The sequence below is a fragment of the Gemmatimonadaceae bacterium genome (assembly GCA_040882285.1).
Taxonomy (GTDB): Bacteria; Gemmatimonadota; Gemmatimonadetes; order Gemmatimonadales; family Gemmatimonadaceae; genus JACDCY01.
Genome location: JBBEBQ010000014.1, coordinates 83154 through 108581 on the forward strand (window position 1 = coordinate 83154; position 25428 = coordinate 108581).

23 protein-coding genes and 2 rRNA genes are annotated in these 25428 nt (G+C 66.7%); 5 read left to right on the top strand and 20 right to left on the bottom strand.

Annotated features, from left to right (window positions below; all coding sequences use genetic code 11):
- Window positions 1–25: 25 nt before the first annotated feature.
- From WEA80_08810 to WEA80_08840, 7 genes are all read right to left on the bottom strand, one after another.
- A complete protein-coding gene (locus tag WEA80_08810) occupies window positions 26–1105 on the bottom strand; it encodes a protein arginine kinase (protein ID MEX1186678.1) in 1080 nt (359 codons plus the stop codon).
- A gap of 139 nt (window positions 1106–1244) precedes the next feature.
- Window positions 1245–1730 (bottom strand): UvrB/UvrC motif-containing protein, encoded by a 486-nt coding sequence (locus tag WEA80_08815; protein ID MEX1186679.1) that lies wholly within the window; start codon window positions 1728–1730, stop codon window positions 1245–1247.
- Entirely contained in the window at window positions 1730–2437 is a 708-nt protein-coding gene (locus WEA80_08820) for an ABC transporter ATP-binding protein (GenBank protein ID MEX1186680.1), read from the bottom strand. Before WEA80_08820 ends, WEA80_08815 begins: the two co-directional genes overlap by 1 nt.
- Window positions 2434–3684 carry an ABC transporter permease gene (locus tag WEA80_08825; protein ID MEX1186681.1) on the bottom strand — a complete coding sequence of 417 codons (1251 nt, stop codon included), beginning with the start codon at window positions 3682–3684 and terminating at the stop codon, window positions 2434–2436. The genes WEA80_08820 and WEA80_08825 overlap by 4 nt, the downstream gene beginning before the upstream one ends.
- A gap of 103 nt (window positions 3685–3787) precedes the next feature.
- Entirely contained in the window at window positions 3788–5287 is a 1500-nt protein-coding gene (lysS, locus tag WEA80_08830; protein ID MEX1186682.1) for a lysine--tRNA ligase, read from the bottom strand.
- A gap of 130 nt (window positions 5288–5417) precedes the next feature.
- Window positions 5418–6540 (bottom strand): peptide chain release factor 2 gene (gene prfB / locus WEA80_08835; protein MEX1186683.1). Its coding sequence is split into 2 segments (ribosomal slippage): window positions 5418–6476 and window positions 6478–6540, totalling 1122 coding nucleotides; the frame shifts between segments, so codons are not numbered across the junction.
- Window positions 6541–6572: 32 nt separating this feature from the next.
- Window positions 6573–6977, bottom strand: a complete 405-nt coding sequence (locus WEA80_08840; protein ID MEX1186684.1) for a hypothetical protein — start codon at window positions 6975–6977, stop codon at window positions 6573–6575.
- On the opposite strand from WEA80_08840, the gene WEA80_08845 reads away from it, so the two are divergent.
- On the top strand, window positions 6976–7254 hold the full coding sequence (locus WEA80_08845) for a hypothetical protein (protein ID MEX1186685.1): 279 nt from the start codon (window positions 6976–6978) through the stop codon (window positions 7252–7254). The two genes, WEA80_08840 and WEA80_08845, sit on opposite strands and share 2 nt — an antisense overlap.
- Here the strand turns inward: WEA80_08845 and WEA80_08850 are convergent.
- From WEA80_08850 to WEA80_08870, 5 genes are all read right to left on the bottom strand, one after another.
- A complete protein-coding gene (locus WEA80_08850) occupies window positions 7249–8199 on the bottom strand; it encodes a diguanylate cyclase (GenBank protein MEX1186686.1) in 951 nt (316 codons plus the stop codon). The genes WEA80_08845 and WEA80_08850 overlap by 6 nt on opposite strands.
- Window positions 8200–8327: 128 nt before the next feature.
- On the bottom strand, window positions 8328–9296 hold the full coding sequence (locus tag WEA80_08855) for a PorV/PorQ family protein (protein ID MEX1186687.1): 969 nt from the start codon (window positions 9294–9296) through the stop codon (window positions 8328–8330).
- Entirely contained in the window at window positions 9274–9444 is a 171-nt protein-coding gene (locus WEA80_08860; GenBank protein MEX1186688.1) for a Trm112 family protein, read from the bottom strand. Before WEA80_08860 ends, WEA80_08855 begins: the two co-directional genes overlap by 23 nt.
- 117 nt (window positions 9445–9561) lie before the next feature.
- Entirely contained in the window at window positions 9562–10425 is an 864-nt protein-coding gene (gene era / locus WEA80_08865) for a GTPase Era (GenBank protein ID MEX1186689.1), read from the bottom strand.
- 123 nt (window positions 10426–10548) lie between these two features.
- Window positions 10549–11676: a S8 family serine peptidase gene (locus WEA80_08870; protein MEX1186690.1), complete on the bottom strand. Its 1128-nt coding sequence runs from the start codon at window positions 11674–11676 to the stop codon at window positions 10549–10551.
- A gap of 213 nt (window positions 11677–11889) precedes the next feature.
- Between WEA80_08870 and WEA80_08875 the strand changes: the two genes are divergently transcribed.
- Entirely contained in the window at window positions 11890–13200 is a 1311-nt protein-coding gene (locus WEA80_08875) for an erythromycin esterase family protein (protein ID MEX1186691.1), read from the top strand.
- A gap of 43 nt (window positions 13201–13243) precedes the next feature.
- Here the strand turns inward: WEA80_08875 and WEA80_08880 are convergent, their stop codons facing one another.
- From WEA80_08880 to WEA80_08890, 3 genes are all read right to left on the bottom strand, one after another.
- Window positions 13244–16096: a M14 family zinc carboxypeptidase gene (locus tag WEA80_08880; protein MEX1186692.1), complete on the bottom strand. Its 2853-nt coding sequence runs from the start codon at window positions 16094–16096 to the stop codon at window positions 13244–13246.
- A 43-nt stretch (window positions 16097–16139) separates the two neighbouring features.
- Window positions 16140–18590 carry a prolyl oligopeptidase family serine peptidase gene (locus WEA80_08885; GenBank protein MEX1186693.1) on the bottom strand — a complete coding sequence of 817 codons (2451 nt, stop codon included), beginning with the start codon at window positions 18588–18590 and terminating at the stop codon, window positions 16140–16142.
- Window positions 18591–18657: 67 nt separating this feature from the next.
- Entirely contained in the window at window positions 18658–19125 is a 468-nt protein-coding gene (locus tag WEA80_08890) for an SET domain-containing protein-lysine N-methyltransferase (protein MEX1186694.1), read from the bottom strand.
- A gap of 78 nt (window positions 19126–19203) precedes the next feature.
- Here WEA80_08890 and WEA80_08895 point away from each other — a divergent pair, with 78 nt between their 5' ends.
- Together WEA80_08895 and WEA80_08900 are read left to right on the top strand one after the other, a co-directional pair.
- Window positions 19204–19683: a hypothetical protein gene (locus tag WEA80_08895; GenBank protein ID MEX1186695.1), complete on the top strand. Its 480-nt coding sequence runs from the start codon at window positions 19204–19206 to the stop codon at window positions 19681–19683.
- 142 nt (window positions 19684–19825) lie between these two features.
- Window positions 19826–21364 carry a sulfatase gene (locus WEA80_08900; GenBank protein ID MEX1186696.1) on the top strand — a complete coding sequence of 513 codons (1539 nt, stop codon included), beginning with the start codon at window positions 19826–19828 and terminating at the stop codon, window positions 21362–21364.
- Here the strand turns inward: WEA80_08900 and WEA80_08905 are convergent, their stop codons facing one another.
- Window positions 21365–21502, bottom strand: coding sequence for a hypothetical protein (locus tag WEA80_08905; protein MEX1186697.1), 138 nt, complete (start codon window positions 21500–21502; stop codon window positions 21365–21367).
- Window positions 21503–21696: 194 nt separating this feature from the next.
- Window positions 21697–22500: a hypothetical protein gene (locus tag WEA80_08910; GenBank protein ID MEX1186698.1), complete on the bottom strand. Its 804-nt coding sequence runs from the start codon at window positions 22498–22500 to the stop codon at window positions 21697–21699.
- 207 nt (window positions 22501–22707) lie between these two features.
- On the opposite strand from WEA80_08910, the gene WEA80_08915 reads away from it, so the two are divergent.
- Entirely contained in the window at window positions 22708–23139 is a 432-nt protein-coding gene (locus WEA80_08915; GenBank protein ID MEX1186699.1) for a hypothetical protein, read from the top strand.
- Between the two features lie 91 nt (window positions 23140–23230).
- On the opposite strand, the gene WEA80_08920 is transcribed toward WEA80_08915, so the two are convergent.
- From WEA80_08920 to WEA80_08930, 3 genes are all read right to left on the bottom strand, one after another.
- Window positions 23231–23908: a hypothetical protein gene (locus WEA80_08920; GenBank protein ID MEX1186700.1), complete on the bottom strand. Its 678-nt coding sequence runs from the start codon at window positions 23906–23908 to the stop codon at window positions 23231–23233.
- Between the two features lie 246 nt (window positions 23909–24154).
- A 5S ribosomal RNA gene (rrf, locus tag WEA80_08925) occupies window positions 24155–24271 on the bottom strand.
- A gap of 181 nt (window positions 24272–24452) precedes the next feature.
- Window positions 24453–25428: ribosomal RNA gene (locus tag WEA80_08930) — 23S ribosomal RNA — on the bottom strand; the annotation flags it as partial.

Sequence of the window (25428 nt, forward strand, 5' to 3'; positions counted from 1 at the left end):
GGTACACCAGCGATCCGCGTAACCCCTATTTGTCCGGCTCTTCCTCGAGCGCCTTCCTGACCAACTTCGCTCGTGCCAGGTTCGCTTCGTTTTCAGTCAGGGCGCGTCCGGCCGCGTAGGCGAGATGGGCCGACTGGCTAAAAATCAGGAGCTTGTTGAGGGTGTATACACTGAGACCTGCCATCAGGTTCAGACCGACTGCAAGCCGGACGCCGCTGAGGAAGTTCATCGCTTCCTCGAACGTGAGACTCCGCGCGTACCGCAAAGTCCCGTACGCCCGCCAGAGCTTGTCTTCGATAATATAGCCCGCGTCCCGTAGCAGCACACGCCTGGCTTCTTCCTCGCGCTCGACCACGTGGCGCACCACGCGGACGAGGTGGTCGAGCAGCTCTTCCTCCGATCTGCCGAGCGTGGTCTGGTTCGACATCTGGAAGAAGTTGCCCACGACTTCGCTCCCCTCGCCGTACAGCCCGCGGTACGTGAGCCCCATCTGCTGCAGCCCGGTGAGGACCTTGCCGATCTCCTTCGTGAGCACGAGGCCGGGGAGATGGATGAGGACCGACGCGCGGAGCCCCGTGCCGGTGTTGGTCGGACACGCGGTGAGGTACCCGAACTCCTGGTGATACGCGTAGGGAACCCGCCCGCCGACTTCCCGATCAATCGCCTCGACCTCCGAGTATGCCTCGCTCACGGCGAAGCCCGACCGCAGCGACTGCAGCCGGAGGTGGTCCTCCTCATTGATCATGATCGAGGACTGCCTCGCGAGAAACACCGCCGCCCCACTCCGCACCGGATGCTGCGGGTCCAGCCCCGCGAGCTCCCGGCTCACCAGGTGCCGCTCGTGCAGCAGCAACCGCTCGCCGGGCTCCATCTCATCGACGCGCAACATGACGCCGTGGTCACTGCCCGTGACCGCGGGGATGGCGTCGCGCACTTGGGCGAGCACGCGGAGCCGCTCGCCGTCCCGCGCGCGCGACGCGAACGCGTAACCCTCGACGTTGCGCGCCAGGCGAATGCGCGTCGAGAGCACTATGTCGGAGTGGTCGCCCGAGGCGTCGAGCCACTGCACGCCTCCACTGGGGAGGAGCGAGAGGTCTAGAGCCATTGGTACTCCACCGCGTGGCCGCTGGCCCACGGTGCGACCGGGAATCCCCGGCTGCGCCTACGCGCGCAAACTACGCGCGCTAAGACGGCGCTGCCGAGGACACCCGGCCGCACCTGGGCCACGGCCACACGCATCGAGGTCACTCCAAGCCTCTCAGCTTGTCCCGAATGTCAGCGGCCATCTCGAACTGCTCCGACTCGATCGCGCGCTGAAGCCGCTCCCGCAGCTCGCCCGCGGTCACCGACCGCTCCACCTCGCCCTCGGACGGCGGACTATAGCGGTGACCCACGTGCCGCGAGTTGCCGTGCACCCGGCGCAGCAGCTCGCGCAGGCTCTTCTCGAAAGCGCCGTAGCAGTGCGGGCAGCCCAGCCGGCCGGTGCTGCGGAAGTCGCGCAGCGTGGACGAGCAGAAGGTGCAGCGCGCCGCGTCGTCCGACGCCGCCGGCATGTGCTGATGCACGCTCTGCAGCAGCTCCGTCACCTGCTCCTTCGGAACCACCAGCGAAGTCTCGACGCCCTGCTCCGCCGCGCACTTCTCGCACAGCCGGAGGTGGCGCACTTCGGCGCCCTCGACTTTGGTGAGGTCGATGACCACGACGCCTTCCTTGCACATGTCGCAGAGCATCAGGCCACTCCCTCGCGCGCGTGCGTCTCTTCCAGCCGCCCGTCGGCAAGAAGAAGCACGCGGTTGGCCCGTGCCGCCAGCGCCTGGTTGTGCGTCACCACCACGGCGCCGATCTCGAGATCGTTGGTGACCTCCACCAGGAGATCGTGCAGGTCCTGTCCCTGCGCCTGGTCCAGGTTGCCCGACGGCTCGTCCGCCAGCAGGACGGCGGGGTCCATCGCGAGCGCGCGCGCCACGGCGGTGCGCTGCTGCTCGCCGCCGGACATCTGCGCCGGCCGGTGGTGCATGCGGCCGCTCAGCCGGACGCGGGCCAGCAGCTCCTCGGCGCGCCCGCGCGCCTCGGAGTGCGACCTCCCACCGATCCTGAGCGGCATCATCACGTTCTCCAGCGCGGTGAACTCGCGCAACAGGTGATGAAACTGAAACACGAACCCCACGCGCCTGTTCCGCAGCGCCGCCACCTCGTCGTCCGAGCGGCCGTGCACCGGCTCGCCCGCGAGCACGACGTATCCCTTCGACGGAGCCTCGAGCGCCCCCAGTATGTGCAGCAGCGTGCTCTTCCCCGCTCCGGACGCGCCCACGATCGCGACCATCTCCCCGCGCGACACGGCGAGGTTCACGCCGGACAGCACGTTGATCGTGCTGCCGTCGCCGCCGACGTACGACTTGTGGAGGCCGTGGCCCTCTACCACTGTGAGTCCGCTCATTCGTGCCTGATCGCCTCGAGCGGGTACAAGCGCGACGCCTGGATGGAGGGGTACAGCGTGGCCACGGCGGCGATCGCGAGGCTGGCGAGCACGATGAACAGGACGTCGAGCGGACTCGTCATCACCGGCAGGTGATCGATGAAGTAGATCGCGGGATCGAGCGCGATCAGCTTGTACCGGTCCATGCTGATCGCGGCGGCGAGGCCGACGATCACGCCGAACGCCGTGCCGACCATTCCGATGAACACGCCCTGCGCGAAGAAGATGCGGCGGATCGAGCCCGCCGGCATTCCCATCGCGCGCAGAATCCCGATCTCACGCGTCTTGTCGGTCACCACCATGGTGAGCGTGCTGACGATGTTGAACGCCGCCACGATCACGATGAGCAGCAGGATCACGCCCATTCCCAGCTTCTCGAGCTTCAGCGCCTGAAAGAGCGACCGGTTCTGCTCCTCCCAGTCGACGGTGCGATACGGGAACCCGAGCATCTGCGTGAGCTCGGCGGCGATGCGCGACGCTTCCCAGCGATCGATCGTGCGGACCTCGATCCCCGTCACGCTCTCGCCCAGCCCCGCGAACTCGCTCGCCAGAGCCAGGTCGATGTACACGTACCGGTCGTCGTACTCGTACATGCCCGTCTCGGCGATCCCCGTAACTTCGAGCTCGTACACGCTCGGCACGAAGGTTCCCGTCGCGGCGTTGATCTTGGTGTTGGCGATCGAGATCAGGTTGATCTTGTCGCCGGGCCAGGCGTTGAAGCGCGCGGCCAGCAGCTTACCGAGCACCGCGCCGCGGCGCTGGCCGTCGGAGCTGGCAAAGCGGAAATCACCGCTCGTCACGTGCCGGCGGATCGTGGTGACGTCCTGCGCGCCGCGCCGCTCGGGGGGAAGCCCCACGAGCATGACGCCGCCGGCGTAGTCCCGTCCGGCGTTCATCCCCGCCTCGGTGAGCACGAACGGCTCCGCCGCCACGACGCCGGGGTGGCGACGCACCTTGGCGAGCACGTCGCGCCAGTCCTGGATCTTCAGATCGCTGCCGTAGGCCAGCACGCGGATGTCCGGGCTGCCCACGAGGATCTTCTCGCGCAGATCGTGCTGCAGCCCGTCCATCACGCCGATGATCACGATCAGCGCGCTCACGCCCACCACGACGCCGAGCATCGCGATCATGCTGATGAACGACAGCAAGCGCGATCCGCGGCGGCTGCGCAGGTAGCGCCAGGCGATGGAGAGCTCGAGACGGGACATGCCTGCAAGTTAAAGGGTGACTGGTGACTAGTGACTAGTGACTAGTAACTACGACCCTGTGCCACCCGTTGTTCCGCCGTTACCAGTCACTAGTCACTAGTCACTAGTCACCAGCCTCAGGCCTCATGGTCGGAAAGAGAATCACGTCGCGGATATTGGCCGTCCCCGTCAGGTACATGAACAACCGGTCCACCCCGATCCCCACGCCGCCCATCGGCGGCATGCCGTACTCCATGGCGCGGAGGTAGTCCTCGTCCACTCCGGACGCTTCCTCGTCGCCCGCGGCCTTGAGCGCGGCCTGGGCCTCGAACCGCGCGCGCTGGTCGATCGGATCGTTCAGCTCGCTGAAGGCGTTGGCCAGCTCGCGCCCGCTGGCGAACAGCTCGAACCGCTCCGTGAGCGCCGGATCGCCGCGCTTCGGCTTGGCGAGCGGCGACAGCTCCACGGGATAATCCACCACGAAAGTCGGCGTCTCGATCTTCCGCTCGACCAGCGCCTGGAAAATCTCGTCCAGCAGCTTCCCCCGGGCGAGCTTCTGGGTGTGCTCGACGCCCACGCTCTTGGCGAGCTGCCGCATCTCCTCGTCGCCGAGGGACATGACGTCGACGCCGGCCGCTTCGCGCAGCGCGGCCGTCCACTGCACGCGGGGGAATGGCGTCGAGAACGACGGGACGTCCGCCGCGATGCCGGGCGTCGAGCGCACGGCGTCAGCGGCCGCGACGATCAGCGCTTCCACCACCGTCATCATCTCGGCGTAGTCCGCGTACGCCTGGTAGAACTCGAGCATCGTGAACTCGGGGTTGTGCGTGCGGTCTATCCCCTCGTTCCGGAAGTCGTGCCCTATCTCGTACACCCGCTCGAACCCGCCGACCACGAGACGCTTGAGGTAAAGCTCGTCCGCGATGCGCAGGAAGAGCGGCATGTCGAGCGCGTTGTGGTGCGTGATGAACGGCTTCGCCGCCGCCCCACCGTACAGCGGCTGCAGCACCGGAGTCTCCACCTCGAGGAACCCGCGTCCGTCGAGGAACGTCCGCATGGCGCGGATGAGCCGGGACCGCGCGACGAACATCGTGCGCACCTCCGGATGCACCGCCAGGTCGGCGTACCGCTGCCGGTAGCGCTGCTCCTGATCGACGAACCCGGAATGGCGGATCGTCCGGCCGTCGACGACCTCCTCCTTGCCGTACGGCAGCGGCCGCAGCGACTTGGCGAGCAGCTCGAACGCCGTCACCCGGATCGTGACTTCGCCCGTCTTCGTCCGGAACAGCGGACCCGTGACGCCCACAATGTCGCCGAGGTCGTAGTGCTGCAGCACCGAGAACCTGTCGTCACCCAGCTCGTCCTTGCGGAAGTACAGCTGAATCTTCCCGCTCTCGTCGGCGACGTGCGCGAACGCGGTCTTCCCATGCGCCCTCCACGCCACGATCCGCCCCGCCACGCTCACCACCGGCCCTTCCGCACTATCGGGAGCGAGCAGCGAGACCACAGCGGCGGCCGAATGCGTCCTCGCGAACGAATACCCGAACACCTGCTCCCCGCGCGCCACGAGAGCATCCAGCTTATCGCGGCGTGCCTGCATGACGAAGTTCAGCTCGTCGCTCATGCGCACCTCCGCCGGATGGCCGTGCGGAGCCGGCGCCAGTGAAGGCGGCGTCTGTAGCGCGGTCCCCTGGACCGCGCGAAGCTAGCCGCCGCAACTGGCGTCGGTACGCACGGCCGCTCACACGAATGCGTCACGCTGCGGCCCCGCTCTGAACCGCGCCGAAGCGCTTGAGGTACGCCTCGATAAAGGGATCTATCCAACCGTCCATGACCTTCTGCACGTCGGGGATCTTGAGCTCGGTCCTGTGGTCGTTGACCATCGTGTACGGCTGGAACACGTAGCTGCGGATCTGACTGCCGAACGACACGTCGGATTTGGTCGCGTCCAGCGCCGCGCGCTTCTCGTTCTGCTTGTCGAGCTCGATCTGATACAGCTTGTTCTTCAGCATCTTCATCGCGGTCGCCTTGTTCTTGAACTGCGACCGCTCCGCCTGCGACGCCGCCACCGTGTTGGTCGGCAGGTGCGTGATGCGAACCGCCGAGCTCGTCTTGTTGACGTGCTGCCCGCCCGCGCCCGAGGCGCGGTACACGTCGATCCGCAGGTCCTCGTCCCTGATCTCGATGTTGATCTCCTCGTCGACGACGGGATAAATGAACACGGACGCGAAGCTCGTATGCCTGCGCGCGGCAGAGTCGAACGGGGAGATGCGGACCAGCCGGTGCACGCCGGTCTCGGGCCGGAGAAAGCCGAACGCGTACTGTCCGCGGATCTCGAGCGTCGCGCCCTTGATGCCCGCCTCCTCGCCCTCGCTCTCATCGAGCAGCACGACCTCGAATCCCCGGCGCTCGGCCCAGCGGGTGTACATGCGGACGAGCATGGAGGCCCAGTCCTGCGCTTCGGTCCCGCCGGCGCCCGCGGATATCTCGACCTGCGCGTCGCGGAAATCGTCCGGCCCCCGCATGAGCGAGCGCAGCTCGAAGCCGTCGAGGTCCGACTCGATCGCCTCGACGACCTTGTCGAGCTCGGCCTCCATCTCCTCGTCCGGGCTCTCGGCGAGCAGAGCGTCCATCTCGACGGCGCTGGTGACGCGAGCCGCGAGGGCGTCGAACGGATCGACCCAGCCGCGGAGCTGCTTGACGCGCTGCACGGTGGCTTGCGCGGTCTCCTGGCGGTCCCAGAAGCCCGGGGACGCCATTCGCTCTTCGTCGGCTGCTAGCGCCTGGCGCTTGGAGTCGATGTCAAAGATACCTCCGCAATTCTTCCAGCCGCGCGGTGTGCCGTGCGAGGTCCCGGCCGCGTTCAGTTTCTGGCATGTGTTGTATTTACGAGAGAGTACGGCGGCGAGCTAGAAGATGCGCTTCCCTTCACCCAGCACTTCGTTCAGAGCGTCCTTGAAGTGGGTCGTCGATTCGGCGAACGCCTGCCCGATCTGAGCCACGTATTCCTCGTAGCTCTTCTTGATCTCTTCGCCGAAGGTCTGCTTGAGCGAGCCGGCGCGCAACGCGTCGGCGTGCTTGTCGGGATAATACGTGACGATGTCCGAGATGAGCGCGCGCGCCAGCCGCTTGGCGCGCACGTCGGGGTCCCGCGTCAGATAGGGATTGATCGACGCCGCCGCTCCCGGCACGCCGCCCGGGGGCGGCGCGGCGGACTGCGCCGGTTGATCGGAGGGCTCCTGAGATGCCGGGGCCTCATATGCGGGCGCCGCCGGAGGGGTGACACCGGACACTTCGCCGGCTGGTGTGGTCATGCGCGGCACGCCCGGAGGAGGCGTGCCCGCGGGAGTTCTGCGCGAGTACTGCCCCGTAGTGCGCGGCGCCGGCGGCGGCGGCAGCGGGCCCGCCGCCATCAGCTCCGCCGTGGGCTCCGGCACCGGGATCACTCCGCCGCAGATCGAGCAGCGCGCGCGGACTCCGCCCGGCGGAACCTTGGCCGGATCCACCCGGAAAATTGAAGAGCACTGCGGGCAGCCGACGTTCACCGTGAGCCTCGCGAGGGATGTGCGCCGGTCGCTCGGGGCGTCATGATTTGACGCCCGATACCGCGCTGTGGAACGGTACGCGCTGGTCGACCGCAGCGGGCCGCTCGACGGTGCGGCGATCCACGCTGTAGACCGAGCCCGGCAGCGTCTTCGCGTACGATTTCATCTCGGTCGCAAGATCGCTCACTTCCCGCGCCGTGGCAAAGCGCCGCCGCGAATTCGTGATCACGCCGATGGAGAGGGTCATCAGCGGCACGCGGTGCAGGTGCCCGCGCCGGTCCTTGCCGAAGAAATATCCGGCGCGCTGGTCCTGCTCGGAGTACTGGTAAGGGATCAGCAGATCGAACACGGCCACGATCTCGCCGCACACCTCGGGCACCGCCGACGACGGAATGATGAAGATGAAGTCGTCGCCACCGATGTGGCCGACGAACCCGCGCTCTCCGCAAACGCCCTTCACGACGTCGTGCAGAATCGTCGCCAGAATGCGGATGACCCGGTCGCCGTCGCGGTAGCTGTACCGGTCGTTGTATTCCTTGAAGAAGTCGAGATCCGCGTAGCACACCGCGAACTGCTCGCCCGCCTCCAGCCGCCTCGTGATCTCGGCCTCGATCGTCGTCGTGCCGGGCAGCCGGGTGGAGGGATGGACCTCCGTGTCGCGGTCGGACCGCCGCAGCATCAGATCCAGCCGGGCGTTCACCTCCGTCCCGGGGGTCGTCTCCCGGATGATCTCATCGGCCAGCGTCGCGCATGCCTCGGCGAAGACCGCCTCCCCGGCGCCGCACAGGACCGCGGTCGGCACGATGGCGGTGTACGAGTCGGTCTTGAGCCGGCGCGACGCGTCGAGCACGTGCGACGGGCCGTCCCTCGCGTCGAGGATGGCGAGGCGCGGCCGGCTCCGGAGCGCGAGTTCCATTATCTGCTGCGCGTCGCCGACCACGACGATCTCCAGCGACTGCCCCGCCAGCCACGTCTCGATGGCGGGAGGCACTTCGCGTCCGGTTGGGAAAAACAGTACGGCGATGGGATGGATCAATGTCTCATGGGGTCGGCGGGCCCGGGCAAGATAAGACTATAGAGGACGGTTAGTCAAAGACGACCCGCCGCGGCGAACAGTTACTAGAAGTTGTAGCGCAGCGAGAAGTACGTCGGCGGCTCCCCCGCGTCCGCCGACAGGCCCTCGAACGTGCGGGCGATGTCGAAGCTCAGCTTGCCCGCCGTGATTCCGAAGCCCACCGAGGGACCGGATGCTTCGGTGTCGGCCGTGCCCCACCCGGCCCGGAGATGCACCCTGTTCTGGTACACGACGGCGCTCCCGAACCTGAAGCCGGCGTCCTCCAAGCTCGGAGCGCTGTCCATCTCGCCCGCGATCCGCACGTCCATGTCCGTCAGGTACCGGTCGACGAACCGGAGCCGGTATGATGCACCGAGCTGGACCCGGCGCGGGAGCTTGGCGGGCGGCTCGTCAGCGGTGGCGCTGAGATCGCCGCCGATACTCCTGATCGCGGCGCCGAGAGTGAGCGGAACGTTGTCCGAGAAGCGGTACTGCGCCCCGACGTCGAAGGCGCTGGCCGTTCCCGAGCCCGTGCCGATGTCGCCGCACTGCCCCGTGCAGTCGATCCGGGCCTGCACCAGCTTGTAGTTGATTCCCGCGTTGGCGTGCGCTCCGAGTCCCCGTGCCCAAGTCAGCGCGTACACGACGTTCCGCGGGAGCAGCAGCCCCACCGGTGGCTGGTTCGGATCCTCCGTTATCTGCTGGTCGCCGAAGTTGTACAGGTTGATCGAGAGGGCCATCACTCCCAGCGCGCGGACCGGCGAGGCGAAGGTGAGCGCGTCCCCCGTGACCGCGAGCGTAGTGGAGTGGTGGATCGCGGTCTCCCGCGTCGTCTGCCGCGCGAGTGACGCCGGGTTGGACCACACGGCTTCGGTGCCGGTCTCGGACGCCACAGTCGCCTGCCCCTGTCCGAGCGTGCGCGCTCCGACCGGCAGCAGGAGAAAGAGCGCGGTGTCGCTCTGCGCGCGGGCCGCCGGAAATGCGGCCCCCAGCGCAAGTGCGAGAGCCGCGCTAGCTGAGAGGAGTCGCCTCATCTATCAGCATGATCGGAATGTCGTCGCGCACGGGGTAGCGCAGCGAGCACGCATGGCAGATGAGGGCGTTGTCCTGTTCCTTGTACTCGAGCTCGCCCTTGCACTTGGGGCAGACGAGGATCTCGAGGAGCTGCGGTGGCACTGGCATATGAAACTCGTGACTGGTGACTAGTGACTAGTGACTGGTAACTGCTCCGCAATTTCTAGTAAGACAGTGTTTCGTTTCTGTTCTTGCGGTTACTAGTCACTAGTCACTAGTCACTAGTCACCGTTTGTATCCCAGCCTCTCCAGCGCCCCCGCGTCCCGTCGCCAGTTCGGCAGGACCTTGACCCACAGGTCGAGGTAGATCCTGGAGCCGACCAGCGTCTCGATCTTCTTCCGTGCAGCTTCCCCGATCGAGCGGATGCGCGCGCCCTTGCTGCCGATCAGAATCTTCTTCTGACTCTCCCGCTCCACGTAAATTAGCGCCCGCACGTAGATGGGCGAGCGGTCCTCGCGGAACTCCTCCACGACGCACGCCACGCTGTACGGGACCTCGTCGCCGAGCTGCTCCAGCGCGGTCTCCCGCACGAGCTCGGCGGCGAAGAAGCGCAGTGACTGCGTGCTCATGTCGTCCGCCGGGTACAGGAACTCGCTCTCCGGCAGACTGGCGCGCACGGTGTCGAGCAGCTCCTTCACCCCGTCGCCCGTGAGCGCGGAGACGAGCACCGCGTCGGGCCAGCGCTCCATCGCCGCCTTGAGCTGCGGCCGGCTGACGGAATCGGTCTTGTTCACCACGTGAATCACGGGAGCGGCGGGCGGCGACTCGAGGGCCGCGGCTTCCGCGAGGGTGGGAGCTTCGCGGTCCCCGGCGTCCGTGAGGTACAGGATCACGTCGGCGTCCTCCAGCGCCCGCAGCGACGCGCTCCGCATCGTCTCCTGCAGCTCGTACGCGGGATCGAGCAGCCCCGGAGTGTCGAACACGACCATCTGCGCGTCGCCCTGAGTGAGAATGCCGACGATCCGGTCGCGGGTGGATTGGGGCTTCGCGCTCGTGATCGAGAGCTTCTGGCCGACGAAGCGGTTGAGCAGCGTCGATTTTCCGACGTTGGGTTTTCCTGCGACGGTCACGATCCCGGAGCGCGGCATTCCGGTCAATCTAGAAGCGAAGCCAAAACCACTGCTGTGATGTCCGGTCGCGCGCATCGGCAACAAATAAAAACGGGGCCTCGCGGCCCCGTTTTCATGTGCCTCCTGGTACCGATCCTGGATCTACCGATGCGCGATCGGGTCAGGGTTGCCGTCCGGATCGGAGCAGGCATACCCGTCGGTCCGCGCGCTGCCGAGGAGAAGAATTCCCGCGACGTGCGGCGCGGCCATCGACGTGCCGCTCATGGTCGTCGTGCCGCCGCCTTTCTTCGTGGAAAGAATGCTCGCGCCAGGCGCGGCGTAATCCACCGGCGGGTTACCCCAGTTCGACCACGACGTGAGACAGTCGTTGCTCGCGATCGCGGAGATCGTGTAGATGTTCGCTCCGTTCACCCGGGCCGGCGTGAAGTTGTTCGCGTCCGCTCCGTCGTTGCCGGCCGCGAGCGAGAATTTCACGTTGGCCGAAGCGTCGAGCACGGCCTGCTCGAGCGTCGCGTTCGTGCCGGATCCGCCGAGGCTCATGTTGGCGACTTCGCCCGACTTGCCGTTCTGCCCGACGTGGTTAACCCCATTGACGACGCCTTCCCACGTGCCACTGCCGCTGTTATCGAGCACGCGCACGGCGCAGACGTACGCGTTGGCGGCTACGCCGACTACGTCGATGCTGTTGTTGATGGCGGCGATAGTGCCGGCGACGTGCGTTCCGTGCCCGTTACCGTCATCCGCGGAGTTCTTGCCCCTCGCCACGAAGTTGACGTGGCAGTTGCGCGAAGTGTTCAGGTCCGGGTGGTCGAGATCGATGCCCGTGTCGATGATCCAGGCCGTCTTGCCGGTACCGTCACCGGCGCCTCCGACGCGTGTGATGCCCCATGGCGTCGACTGTCCGCCGCCGCTGCCGGGCCGCGCGGTTACTCTGATCGGAACGACGAGCGTCACGGGCCCGTCCTTCTCGAAGATCTTCACTCGAGGGTCGTTCTGAACCGCCGCTACGCGGTGGGCCGGTATGACCGCCGAGAAGCCGCGGGCCGCGTGCTCGCGGATGAAGCGGACGGCGAAGCCGTTCTGCTGCGCTATCTCCCGCGCCGTCGCGGCGACGTCGCTCACGCCGTCATGGAACGTGACCAGGTAAATCGGGGCATTTTCCGACGCAGCGAAGCTCGCGCCGTCAACCGGTGCAATAGCCGTGGGTGCCTTGTCGCAGGACACGACGAGCGCCACGCCTGCCAGAGCCAGCAATCCGACTTTCCGCATCCGATCTCCGAAAGTGGGTGGAATGACATCACCGCGCTCCGTGACCAGGAAGGCCGGAGCGGGGGCAAAACGCGTGTTTGTCCTAGAGATTCTACAACCGCCGTGCTCGGCGCGCAATACCACGGCCCGCCGAAAAACGCCCGGACGGCGGCCGAGCTCGTCACGTGCCGCCCGGCACCGCTAAAGGCCCGTTTCTCGCAATCCATTTCAACAATGGCAGGAGCCGGGATCGGAACGCCGCTCGAGTCCGCGAGAACGGACTACGACGCGATAGTCGGAAGCGCACGCGACCGGGATGTCGTGCTCATAGGCGAAGCCTCGCACGGAACCCACGAGTTCTACCGGATGCGCGGCGAGGTCACGCAGCGGCTCATCGCCGAGCTGGGCTTTGACGCGGTGGTCGTGGAAGCGGACTGGCCCGACGCGTACCGCGTGAACCGGTACGTGCGCGGAGCAGGCGAGGACGCCGACGCGGAAGAGGCGCTCGGCGATTTCGAGCGCTTTCCGCAGTGGATGTGGCGCAACGCGGACGTGCTCGATTTCGTCGGCTGGCTGCGGCGGCACAACGACGGCCAAGCTGCGCGAGCGCGCGTGGGCTTCTATGGGATGGATCTGTACAGCCTCCACGGCTCCATCGGCGCCGTCCTGGCGTTTCTGGACGACGTGGATCCCGAGGCCGCGCGCCGGGCGCGGTACCGGTACGGTTGCTTCGAGCATTTCGGCGAGGACCCGCAGGCGTACGGCTACGCGGCGTCGTTCGCCCTGGAGCACTCGTGCGAGGAGCAGGCAGTCTCACAGCTCGTGGAGCTGCGACGCTCGGCCGCACGGTACGCGCGGAACGACGGCCAGGGACTGGAGGACGAGATCTTCTTCGCCGAGCAGAACGCGCGGCTGGTGTCGAACGCCGAGCGCTATTACCGGTCGATGTTCTCGGGTCGCGCCTCCTCGTGGAACCTGCGCGACACGCACATGGCCGACACGATCGACGAGCTGCGCGCGCACCTCCGCCGCCAGGGCGGGTCCGGTAAGCTCGCCGTCTGGGCGCATAACTCCCACCTGGGCGACTGCCGCGCGACCGAGATGGCGCTCCGCGGCGAGCTGAACGTCGGGCAGCTCATGCGCGAGCGGCACGGAGCGCGCGTGCTTTCGGTGGGATTCACCACGTATACCGGCACCGTGACCGCGGCATCCGACTGGGACGCGCCAGCCGAGCGCAAGCGAGTGCGCCCCGCCCTACCCGACAGCTACGAGCTGCTCTTCCACGACTTGGGTGCTGGTGACTTTCTCCTCGACTGTGCCGCGCCGGAAGCGCGCGCGGCGCTCGCCAAGCCGCGCCTCGAACGCGCGATCGGCGTCGTCTACCGTCCGGAGACCGAGCGCGTGAGCCACTACTTCCAGTGCGCCCTGGCCGACCAGTTCGATTTTGTGCTGCACATAGACGAGACTCGCGCGGTCGAGCCCCTCGAGCGCGAGGCGGTAACGCACGACGACGAGCCACCCGAGACGTATCCCAGCGGGCTGTAGCCGTTACTAGTCACTAGTCACGAGTCACCAGTCACTTCAGTCGTCAGTATCCCGGGCCTAGCACAATCGCATTCATCACCAGCTTGTCCAGCGAGCGCCACCAGCCGCGGAACCACGGCTCCCCCGCAAACGCCACGAGATGGCCCCCGCCGATAGGCTCCTCGATCACGTATGCCGTGTTGCGCAGGAGACGCTCTGTATTCGCGGGCCAGGTGAACCCCGCGCGGTGCAGCCGGCCCTGCGCGGGAAACACCGCGACGTTCGCGCCGCGGCGCGACAGCTTGAGAAACGTCGAGCCCTGCATCATCACGGTCAGGCGCGGCTGCTCGTAGCCCTGGGTGAGCCAGTGCGTTCTGTCCAGCACGACGTCGAAGTGGCTCCCCGGCAATCCCACCGGCCTCGCGTTGGACGCCAGCGGACTGGTCACCGCCAGTAGGTCCTCGTCTTCGCGGCCTTCCTCCTCGTCATCCTCGTCGGTCGTGTCGGCCGCCGCTCCGGGAATGCCGGTCGTATCCCGCTTCGTGCTGTCCGCGTCGGCACCAACCGCGCGCGCGCTGGTCAGGTCCACGCTGGAGCTCGCCGCCCACGCCGTGCTTCCACCCATGGTCACGAGCGTTCCCCCATTGCGCAGCCACGCCTTCAACCGCTCCACGCCGCCGCTGCCGACGAGCCGGCCGAGCGCGCCGGACGAGCCGCTCGGAATGATGATGACGTTGAATTGCGACAGGTCTCCCCCGCTCAGCCAGCGCGCCGCCACCGGAGTGAACCTGACGCCGTACCGGTGCTCCAGCGTCCACCACACGGCGCCGTACGCCGTCTGGGAGATTCCCTCGTCGCCCACGAGCGCGACACGCGGCGCAGGAAGATCCTGCACGGGCTCGGACCCTATGCCGAACTGTCCGCTCTCCGCGAACGCGGTCCCGACGCCCATGACCTCGACGTTGTACTCGGCCGCCAGGCGGGCGATGCGCGAGTGCAGCGAGCTGTCGTTCCGCGCGACCCGGACCACGTACGTGCCGCGCGGCCACCGCCGCCCGCCGGCATCGATCGGCGGACTGGACACGCCGACGCGATATCCGTCCGCCAGGAGCTGATACGCGAGGCGTACCGCGCCGCTGCGCTCCGGCGAGAAGACGTACGCCGCCGTCGCCCGCTGCTGGCCGCTGATCCCGCCGGGAATCGAAACCGGAAGACGCTGCACCGGCGGATTGTCCGGTGTGTGCGGCGTCGACGGCGGAGTGGGCTCGGCGGGCAGCGTCAGCAGCTCGCCGCTCACCGGCTGCGCGTCCTCCGTCCAGTACGCCTCCACTCCGAACGCCACCGGCAGCGACCACGCGGTCACGTCGTAGAACTCGTAGCTCTCGCCGGGGACGTTCTCCCCGCGGCGCAGGTTGCGGCCCAGCTTCTCGATCTGTGCCCGAGCAAAGCCGCTGTCGAGAGCCGGCGCCGGCTCGAGCACAGCTTTCGCCGCGCGTCCCTGCGGCTGCGCCAGGTCGATCACGTAAGAGCCGGACTCGAACCGCCGCGCCCCGCGCGAGTCGTCGCGGTACGCGTGCGCGCGCGCCGACGAGAACGGCTGGCTCGCGAGCCGCACCTCGATACCCGACCGCAGCAGCGTCGCCGCCAGCTCCGCGGCGCGGGCGGGGTCGCTGCCCGGGAGCAGCACCACGCGCTTCATGCTGCCCGTGCGCCCCGCATTGACCGCGCTCCGGCGGAACGCATGCCAGTCGGCGACGCGCTCGGCGCGGCGCGCACCCGTCGTCTCGATCGTCGCCATCGACGTGACGAAGTGCTTGGCGATCCCGTCGCGGAACGAGCACAGCGAGCCGTCGTCGCGCCGCCAGAGGATCCCCTTCCAGCCGCCGCAGTCGGTCTCGTACGTCATGCCGATGGCGCCGGTGAGCGACGGCCAGCTGTCCCAGTAGAACGGACCGTAAAAGTCGAACACGTCGCGCGAGTAGTACATCCAGCCGTACCGGTCGAACGCGGCCGCGTTGCCGCGCCCGTAGATCTCCATCCACTTCTTGAAATCGGCGCCGAGGTTCGGGTTCAGCGGCTCGGCCGTCGGCGGGAAGAAATAATTCGTCGTCTGGCCGTGCTGGTCGATCGCGACCATCGGGTGCCAGCGGTTCATGGCGCGCACGAGGTTCTGCACCTCGATCTGCGTCGTCGTCATCAGGTCGCGGTTCATGTCGAAGCGGTAATGATTGAACCGCCCCTGAATGCTCCAGGGCTCGGAGTGCTCGAGCGCGAACGACTCGGGCGCGCCCACGTGAATCGAGTTGTACCACACGGAGAATCGCTCGTGGCCGTCCGGATTGGTGCTCGGATTCAGGATGACGAGCGTGTTGCGCAGCGCGCTGAGCGTAGCGGGCTCGTCGCTTGCCGCCAGCTGATACAGCGTCTGCATCGCGTTCTCGAAGCCCGGCGCCTCGTTGCCGTGCACGCTCTCGTTGATCCACACCACCGCGGGGGTGCGCTCGATGAGCGCCGCCGCGTCCGCCTGCGACAGTCCGCGCGGATCGGCCAGCCGGTCGAGATCCGCCCGGATGGACTCGAGCCGGGAGATGTTCTCCGGCGACGAGACGATGAACAGCCGCATCGTGCGGCGCTCGTTGGTCAGGCCGATCGTCTCGATGGCGACGCGATCCCGCGCCGCGTCGGCTATCGCGAGCAGCACGCGCTCCTGCTGCGCGAACTGCGTGTTCAGCTCGCCGACGTTGTAGCCGAGCAGGCTCTCCGGCCTCGGCACGGCTGCCCGGTACGGGCCGCGGCTGTAGAAGGAGAAGTTCCGGTCGTCGCGGCCGATGCTGTCGCGAAGCACAGGGATCTGCGACTCGGCGACGCCGACGGGAGCGCAGAGCAGGAGGAGCGTGGCGATGCGGATCGCTTTCATTTGAGTCGTTGGAGGTTGTGTTACGAGAGCGGAGCTGCGCGCGCTAATCGTTGCCGGTCCCGGCCGCAGCAGCCCGGGGCGCGTTCTTCACGTACGTGTCCAGCCAGTTGACCATCTCCCAGAGGGTATGGCCGACGCTCTCGCGCGCGGCGTAGCCGTGGGATTCCGCCGGCAACACGACGTAACGTACCGTGCCTTTGTTCCCCATGAGCGCGGCATACATGCGCTCGCTCTGGATCGGAAAGGTGCCGGAGTTGTTGTCCGCCTCGCCGTGGATCAGGAGAATCGGCTCGTTGATCTTTTCGGCGTGGTAGAACGGCGACATCGCGCCGTACGTGTCGCGCGCCTGCCAGAAGGTGCGCTCCTCGGCCTGGAAGCCGAACGGCGTCAGCGTGCGGTTGTACGCGCCGCTGCGGGCGATGCCCGCGCGAAACAGATCCGAGTGCGCCAGCAGATTCGCCGTCATGAACGCGCCGTACGAGTGCCCGCCCACGGCGATGCGGTTCCGGTCGGCGACGCCCAGCCGTACCACCTCATCCACCGCGGCTTTCGCGCTGGACACCAGCTGCTCGACGTACGTGTCGTTCGGCTCCCGGTCGCCTTCGCCGATGATCGGCATCGTTGGCCCGTCGAGAATTCCGTATCCCTGCGTCAGGAGAAAAAGGTGCGACGTGCCCGCCGGGCGGCTGAAACGGTACGGCGATCCGACCACCTGTGCGGCGGCCGTCGCGCTGCGGAATTCCTGGGGATACGCCCAGAACAGAAACGGCAGCGGACCCTGGGCCGGCGTGTACCCCGGCGGGAGGTATAGTTTGGCCGAGAGCTGCACGCCGTCGTCGCGCTTGTAGGTGATGAGCCGCGGCTCGACCGCGGCGAACTGTGGCGCGGGGTCGGCGAAGCGCGTTAGCTGCGTAAGGCGATTTGCGCGGATGTCCCGCAGGAAGTAGTTGGGCGGATCCTTCAGACTCTCGCGCTGCGTTACGACGCGCGCTGCCGCGTCGTCGAGCACGGCGACGATCTGCTCGTAGTACGGCGCTTCCGATCGCCACAGCCGCTCCGTCCTGCCCGTGCTCAGCTCGATCCGGTCGAGAAACGGCCGGTCGCCCTCGGGGGACGCACCGGACCCCTGCAGATACGCGAATCGGCCGTCGGCGCTGGTGAGCACCACTCGCTCGCCGAACGGACCGACGGCGGTCACGAACGAACCGGGATTGGCGTAGCGGTCTTCCGATGAGCGATCGAAGAGCAGCCGCGGGGGCGCCGCGGGATTGCCCGGATTAATCGCCCAGGTGCGCGTGCGGCGTGTCTTCGACCAGCTCTCGCTCACGAGGGCGAGGTCCTCCCGCATCCACTGCACGCCTCTCGATCGGAGCTCGACATCCATGAGGACCGAGGGCTCCCCCCTAAAGGGGCTCGAGAGCATATACATCCTGTCGCGCTTCTCGGCGGGCTTCGACGGATCGCCCTCATCCAGCGCTTCGACCCACCAGAGCGTCGCGGGCGCATCCGCGCGCCAGCCGCCGACGCGCATTCCCCGCGGCACCGCGTCGAACGACGTGCCGACGTCGTCGCGGAGCGGTCGCTGCGCGAGGGTCTTCACGACCGCGCCCGACAGGGCCCACAGCGAGATCGTGGATGGAAAACTCCCGACAGTCACGATGTACGAGTACGGCCGCTGGATCGCGTTCACCACCAGGTATTTTCCGTCAGGCGAAGGATCAACCGTCGTGTAGATCCCGGGCGCGCCGATCGGGTTCATGCTCCCGTCGGCCGATACGATCGCGATCTGGCTGGTCGCCAGGTACGCGAAGCGCGCCTCGTCGGCCGCGTTCTGCAGCAGATCCTGGTAGGTGCGGTTGGCCGCGGCGCGGCCCATCGACTGCTGGATGACGGGTCCCCTGGGGACGGAGAATTCCGCCGGAGCGGCGCCTCTGTTCTCCGGCACGAAGCGACACACGAGCCTGGATGAATCGATCCAGGCGCAAGGCGCGCCCAGGGCCGCGTTCAGCTTCGCGGAGCTGAGCCGGCGCGCCGTCGCCGATCCGACGTCGGCGAGCCAGAGCGCGAGGCCGCTGTCCCCTGCAATGGTGAACGCGAGGCGTCCGCCGTCCGGCGCCCAGCTGACGTTGCCGACGCTCGCGCCCGGCGGGAGGGCGATCCGCCGCTCCGGCTCCGCGCCGCGCGCGCCGATCCGCAGGAGCCGAAGCCCCTTGTACCTGGTCGCGCGCGACGCGGCGTTGGTTCTCGGGTTGATCCTCAGTCCGGCGAGTCGAGCCTCCGGCGCGGCGAGCTCCGCGATCGAAGGCATCTCGTCGCGCTCCTGCAGCAGGAGCGTCGCCCGATCGGGGCTCACGCTGACGATCGGCGTTCGCTCCGCATCGAGAATCTGCCCGATCGGGGCCGGAGGCTGGCGGTAGCCTTCCTGCGCGGCCGCGGTCACCGCAAGAGTGAGGCAGAGCAGCGCCGGGCTAGTGCGGATCAACGAGCGAAGCATGGTGTCTCCAACCGTCTGAGTGGGATTCGCAAGATACGGGACGGCACAGCCGACGCGGAAGGCGGCGTTACCGCTTGCGACGCTTCCGCGGCTTGCGCTTCATGATGGTACCGCGGCACCTGGCGCTGCCGCATTCGCACTTGTACAGCGCGATGTCGCGCTTGTCGTCGCTCCACTCGTACTTGTAATCGTAGGCCAGCTCCACGCCCGGCTGGATGTTCTTCTTCGCGTAGATGAAGATCTTCTTGCCGACGGTCACCGCCTCGCAGTTCGGATCACACGAGTGGTTGATGTAGCGCGCGTCATTCCCCCGGCGGTTCCCGTCAATGACGGTGTTCTTGTCCAGGCTGAACAGGAAGGTGTGGTGCCGCCTCATCCGCGCGTCGTCGTAGCGGCGGTCGCCTTCGTCCGGGGTGATGCGCTCGCCGGCGTACTCGATGATACGCTGGCCCGGGCGGATCCGCCGCGCCGCGTAGACTCCCCTTCCCTGAATCGCGGATCTGCGGATCTCGTACAGCGGACGCTTCCGTGGCATTACGTGGGTGGGAATGTGGGCCGCCGCGGGCGGCACCGGGCAGTGAGCCGTCGCGGGCGTTGCGGAGTATAACCAGGGATGCAGCACGCATCTCGGTTTACCGCCAATGGAAAGCAACGTGGGCTCGCGGCTCTGCGTGCGCGTCGCGCGCTCGTCGCCGCGCTGACCGGTCTCGCGGCGATCGGGTGCACCGAGATCGCCGGCCCCCGATCTGTCGCGTCGGTGGACGTCCGAGTTCAGACGGTGGTGCAAGCCGAGTTGAGCTTGCTGACCGATTTCACCGTGGATGCCGAGATAACGAACACGGGCTCGGCGACGGTCCTGTACGATCGCTGGTGCAACTGGCGCATCGAGCAGCTGGTCAACGGATCGTGGGCGCCGGCGTACACCCCGGTGTGCGCGCCCGAAGGCCGGGAGATATACCAGCTGTGGATCGGCGAGCGCGCGGTCCACCGCTACCCCGCGCACCGCAGCTGGCGAGTGGGCAACGGAGCTCAGGTCGTGGGGACGTACCGGCTAAGGCTGAGCGTGTCTCCGGCGCGCCGGGCACGGCGCTGACCGACCTCGATGCGACGGTTGTCGTGTCGAACAGCTTCACGGTGCGATGACCACGCGAACGGCGTAGCGGCCGCCCCGGGACGAACTTATGTTGGTTCGATGACGATCCAAGCGCGCGGGCTGAGCCCCGCCGGCCGGATGAATGGGCAAGGATAAGACGGTCACCCGGCGCGACGCGGTGCGGATGCTCGCCGGCGTCGTGGCCGCCGCGCCGTTCGTGAAGGCCGGCCGGGCATCCGCGAGTCCGGCGGCGGCGGTGCCCAACATCGTGTTCATCATGACCGACGATCAGCGGCAGGACGCGCTGAGCGTCTACGGCAACACGATCCTGCGCACGCCCAACATCGATCGCATCGCGGCCGGCGGAGTAAGGTTCACCGAGGCGTTCGTCACGAACTCGCTGTGCGCGCCGAGCCGGGCGTCGTTCCTCACCGGGCTGTACTCGCACCGGCACGGCGTGCTGTCCAACGCCGGCGGCCCGCAGTTCTACAACCAGCCGGGGCTGCGCGACGAGGAGATCACCTTCCCCGAGCTGCTCAAGGCTGCCGGGTACTACACCGGCGTAGTCGGCAAATGGCATCTCCGCTCGGCGCCGACCGGCTTTGATTCGTCGGTCGTCTTCGGCCGGACGCGCGGCGGCTACTACGATCCCGAGATGGAAGTGAACGGCGTGCGCGTGAAGTTCCGTGGCCACGCGGACGACGTCGTCGGCGACCAGGCGCTCACCTTCCTGCGCGAGCGGCCCGCCGACAAGCCGTTCTGCCTGCTGTACCACTTCAAGTCGCCGCACCGCGCGTGGATGCCGGCGGAGCGGTTCGCGCGCACATTCGAGGACATCGACGTGCCGGTGCCGCGGACCTTCGAGGACCGCCTCGTGGGCAAGGACGCCGTGCGGCGCGCCGAGATGGCGATCGCCGACATGCCCGACTTCAGGAACAAGGGCGTGGATCCGTCGCTGCCGTTCGAGGAGCGCAAGCGGCTCAACCTGCAGCATCTCGTCAAGAACTACTATCGAGTGCTGCTCAGCGTGGATGAGAACGTCGGCAAGCTGCTCGACGCGCTCGACGCGCTCGACGCTGCCGGCCTCGCCGGCAACACGATCGTCGTGTACACCTCGGACAACGGCTTCTTCCTCGGCGAGTTCGGGCTGTACGACAAGCGGCTGATGTACGAGCCGTCCATCAAGGTGCCGCTGCTGGTGCGGTATCCCGCGCGCGTGGCGCCGGCCGTGGACCGGTCGCACATGATCCTGAACGTGGACGCAGCGCCAACGCTGCTCGAGCTGACCGGCGTGCCGGTGCCGAAGGCGATGCAGGGGCGGAGCTTCGCGCCGCTGCTGCTCGGCCAGAGCGTGCCGTGGCGGGAGGATTTCTTATACGAGTTCTTCGAGTACCCCGCCGAGCACTGCGCGCGGAAGCACCGCGGGGTGCGGACGAAGCGGTGGAAGCTCATCCATTTGTACGAGCAGCCGGAGCAGTGGGAGCTGTACGATCTGGAGAACGATCCGGACGAGACCCGGAACCTTGCCGGCGAGCGGCGCTACGCAGCGACCGAGCGCTCTTTACGCGAACGGATGGAGGAGCTGCGGCGCGAGCTCGGCGACGCGGACCCGCCGGGGCCCGCGCCGGTGTCGCTGCCGTGCGGAGACGGCGTCAACACCGGCTACGGCCCGCCGGAGTAGTCAGCCGCTTTTCGCCCTCTCCCGCACGAACTCCCGCGGCGTCGTGAGCTTCATCGGGAACTTCTCGAACGGCGGCTCCATGTCGGAGTCGAAGCCCCGCGCGACGCCGAGCATCAGGCTGGCGAACGTCTTCTCCATGGGATTCTCGGTGCCCTTCCACTGCGCTTCCAGCGCGTGCGCCGGAATCTCGGTGACGGAGAACGGCTTGCCGAATTCCTCTTCGAAGATCCGCCGGGAGATTCAATTTCGTGGCGGGCTCTCCAGGAAAAGCCGATGACAAAACAGCCCGCCATTCGACTGGCGGGCTGTTTTAGCAGGGAGGCTGCCTAATGCTACGGCGTCGCGCCGCCGGACGCCCCGCGCTGACCGGACCCCGTACCGCCGCGATTGCGCTGCGTCTGGTCACGAAGGTCTCTGCCCTTCTCGCTCCAGTCATCCAGCTTTCTGGCCGCCATGTCGCGCCCGCCGAGACCGAAGGCGAGTCCCGCCGCGAGCGCAACGGCGAATACGAGGCCCGTCACGAGCGTGTTTATGAGTGTGCGCGCAACGCCGAGCTGGTTGAAAGCGATCACGACCGCGAATGCCCAGACCGCGATGCGCGTGACGTTGGCCAGGGTATCCGGATTGGCCACGTCCGTTTCGGCGGTCGCGCCGCGCACGATGTTCGCGAGCGCGTTCGCGGCCACACCGGCTATCAGGAGCACCGCCACGGCGACGATGAGATTCGGCAGCCAGAGGAGGAATTCGCTCAGCACTTCGGAAACGGCGGGCAGGCCGAGCAGGTCGAACGCGACCAGCAGCACGACGATGCGGATCAGCCATTTCACGATCCCGGCGACGATGTCCGACGGGTCGGCATGGACCTCCGCGCGCTGCGCGAAGCGGGTGATTCCGGCGCGCGCGGCCATGTCGTCGAATCGAACGGTGCGCAGGAGAGTGGCCACCGCGCGCGCGATGAGGCTCGCGACCAGCCAGCCGATAAGGACGACGATGATGAAGCCAAGTATTCTCGGAATCGCGGTAAACAACATCGCCATTGCATTGCTGAACGATGCCTGGATCTGGTCGCCGAAGCTGACGTCGTTTACCGGCTGCGGCGAAGGGCGGTAGATCGTGTCACCGAGTGCGGTCTGCATTGTCAGTCTCCTTGAAGCGGGTTGTGTCGCGCCATTCGGCGCACGAAATCGCGCGGAGCAGTGACCGGCATTGGAAACTTACCGTACGGAGGCGTCGCCTGGTCCGGAACTGCGCCCACGGCCCTCGTATTGCACCGTGATGCATGGTCGGGGCCAGATCTGGACCCGTCCAGGGACGCTCATTGAACGAATGCACAGGGGGAAATGATGATCAGCAGACAGATACTGGCCGTTGCCAGCTTGGCGCTAGTCTCAGCCGCATGCGCTACGGGGATCGACATCACGCGAACCACTCCGGTGCGCCACTTTGTGCCGACATGCGAGGCGGGTGTCACCGTCCTCGACAGCCGGGCCCGCATAACGTCGGATTACTACGAGATTGCCTATATCACGGCGGAAGGGAACGCCGTCTGGACCGACAATGAAGATCTGGTCAAGCGGATGAAGGAGTCCGCGGCCGAAGTCGGGGCGACCGCCATTGTGGCTAACGTCAGCGGACCGTCGGCCACCACGGCCCAGATCCTCGGGGCCGCGGTCGGAACGGGCGACGCGGAGCGTCAGGGAAGCGCGCTGGCGATCCACCAGCCGTCGGAGCTAGCCAGAGTCCGGGCCGCGTGCGCGAGCGATCCGTCGCGATAAGCTTTGGATACCAGAAAAAAGCCCGTCACGGTTGTGACGGGCTTCGCGGGTTCGGTACGCACGCGCCCGGTGCGGCCTCCGACGAGCGCGTCTACCGTCTGGGGCAGTCCAGCCCGGAAAGCGGCACGCCTGGCCAGTCGTTGAGCACAAGCGCTGCCCGCTCGCGCGAAGCCGCGAAGTTCCACTCGGACGAACTGAGACGAGCGATCACCTCCGCAACAGGGCGCACATCACGTCGCTGCGCCTCGTTCAACAGGAGACTCGCGAGGAACGGCCAACCCTCCTGCGGCAGCCGCTCGGCAAGCCGCACGAGCGCCGACGAGGGCGTGTCCGCGTCGCAGGTCAGCATCATGCGGAACGCGCCGAATACGTAAAGCGCTTTCAGGTCATCCCAAAGCTCGTCCGCGAAGAGCTCGCTGTCCTGCGGCTTCACATCGTAAAACGAGGTTGTCCCTGGCGGCGCGCCGACGCCAATCCACCCGATCTGGTCGCGGTACGCCAACCCCCAGGCTGTCATGTAGAAACAGCCCGAAGGACAATCCTGGGGCTCACCGTAGCCGGCGCTGAAGATCAAAACCCCGTTACCGTCGTCTCGAAACTCGACGTTAATCTGGCGCGGCTTTGGCAGTTCGTCCGTTACGAACTCGACGATATTCAGCGGCACGTCATCGAATGGCGGATCCGCGACCGAGCCACATCCGGCGAGGACGGCAACCATCGCTGACGTACCCAGCTTACGCGGCCAACTCGACGCACGATCCAGGGTCATACGGGTTCCTCCCGGGGATGTCAGACTCTCGTTCGCTGCATAAACCAGACCCTCTTTGGCGGCAGACCAAGGAAAGGCCTGCGAACGGCCACTCTCCCGCGACCCTCTCAATCGCAGTACCATCGGCGCTGTCCGGCTTGACGGTCGTCGCCGAGTGGAGGATCGTCGCCGCGGCCCTCAGTATTGCACGGGTGGCTGCACAAAAAAAAGAGCCCGTCACGTTAGTGACGGGCTCTTTTAATGAGAAGCCGGCGACGGCCTACTCTCCCGCGACCTCTCGGTCGTAGTACCATCGGCGCTGCAGGGCTTAACGATCGTGTTCGGGATGGGAACGAGTGTGGCCCCTGCGCTCTAGTCGCCAGCAAGACTGCGGCTGTTGGCTATTGGCTGTTGGCTTTTAGCCAAGAGCTAACAGCTAACAGCTAATAGCTGTCAACGGAATTGGTAGTAATCGTGTAAGTCAGCGAATTGCTGCGATCGAACGCAGTGCTCTGCTCTAGCAGTTACGAGTCACTAGTAACAAGTCACTAGTAACTGCAGTTAGGAGGTCAAGCCTCACGGGCGATGAGGACCGCTTCGCTTGTAGGTGATTGCTCACTTTCCACGTGCGGCCTCTTGACGGGATGGTCTCTCCCGGCCCTTCAGGGAGCTCGAAGCTCCAGGGAATGTTCATCTTGGGGGAAGCTTCCCACTTAGATGCGTTCAGCGGTTATCTCCGCCAGTCGTCGCTACCCGGCGCTGCAGTTGGCACCACAGCCGGTACACGAGCGGACTGTTCGACCCGGTCCTCTCGTACTAGGGTCCACGCCCCTCAACATTCCAACGCCCACAGCGGATACAGACCGAACTGTCTCACGACGTTCTGAACCCAGCTCATGTACCACTTTAACCGGCGAACAGCCGGACCCTTGGGACCTTCTCCAGCCCCAGGATGTGATAAGCCGACATCGAGGTGCCAAACCGCGCCGTCGATGTGAACTCTCGGGCGCGATAAGCCTGTTATCCCCAGCGTACCTTTTATCCGTTGCGCGATAGCCCGCCCACGCGGTACTACCGGATCACTACGACCTACTTTCGTACCGGTTCGACATGTCTGTCTCACCGTCAGGCGCTCTTCTGCCGTTACACTCTTAAGGCGCGATTACCGACCGCGCTGAGAGCACCATGCGCGCGCCTCCGTTACTCTTTCGGAGGCGACCGCCCCAGTCAAACTGCCCACCTGCCACGGTCCCAGGAAAGGTTTGCTTTCTTTGGTGAGCACGCCGCACGACGCAGGGTGGTATTTCACTGCTGCCTCCACCCGAGCTAGCGCCCGAGCTTCAAAGGCTCCCACCTATGCTACACAGCCTCGTGCAGCGAGCAATGACAAGCTACAGTAAAGGTGCATGGGGTCTTTTTGTCCTGCTGCGGGAACTCGGAATCCTCACCGAGACTGCAATTTCGCCGAGCACTAGGTCGAGACAGTGTCCAAGTCGTTACGCCATTCGTGCAGGTCGGAACTTACCCGACAAGGAATTTCG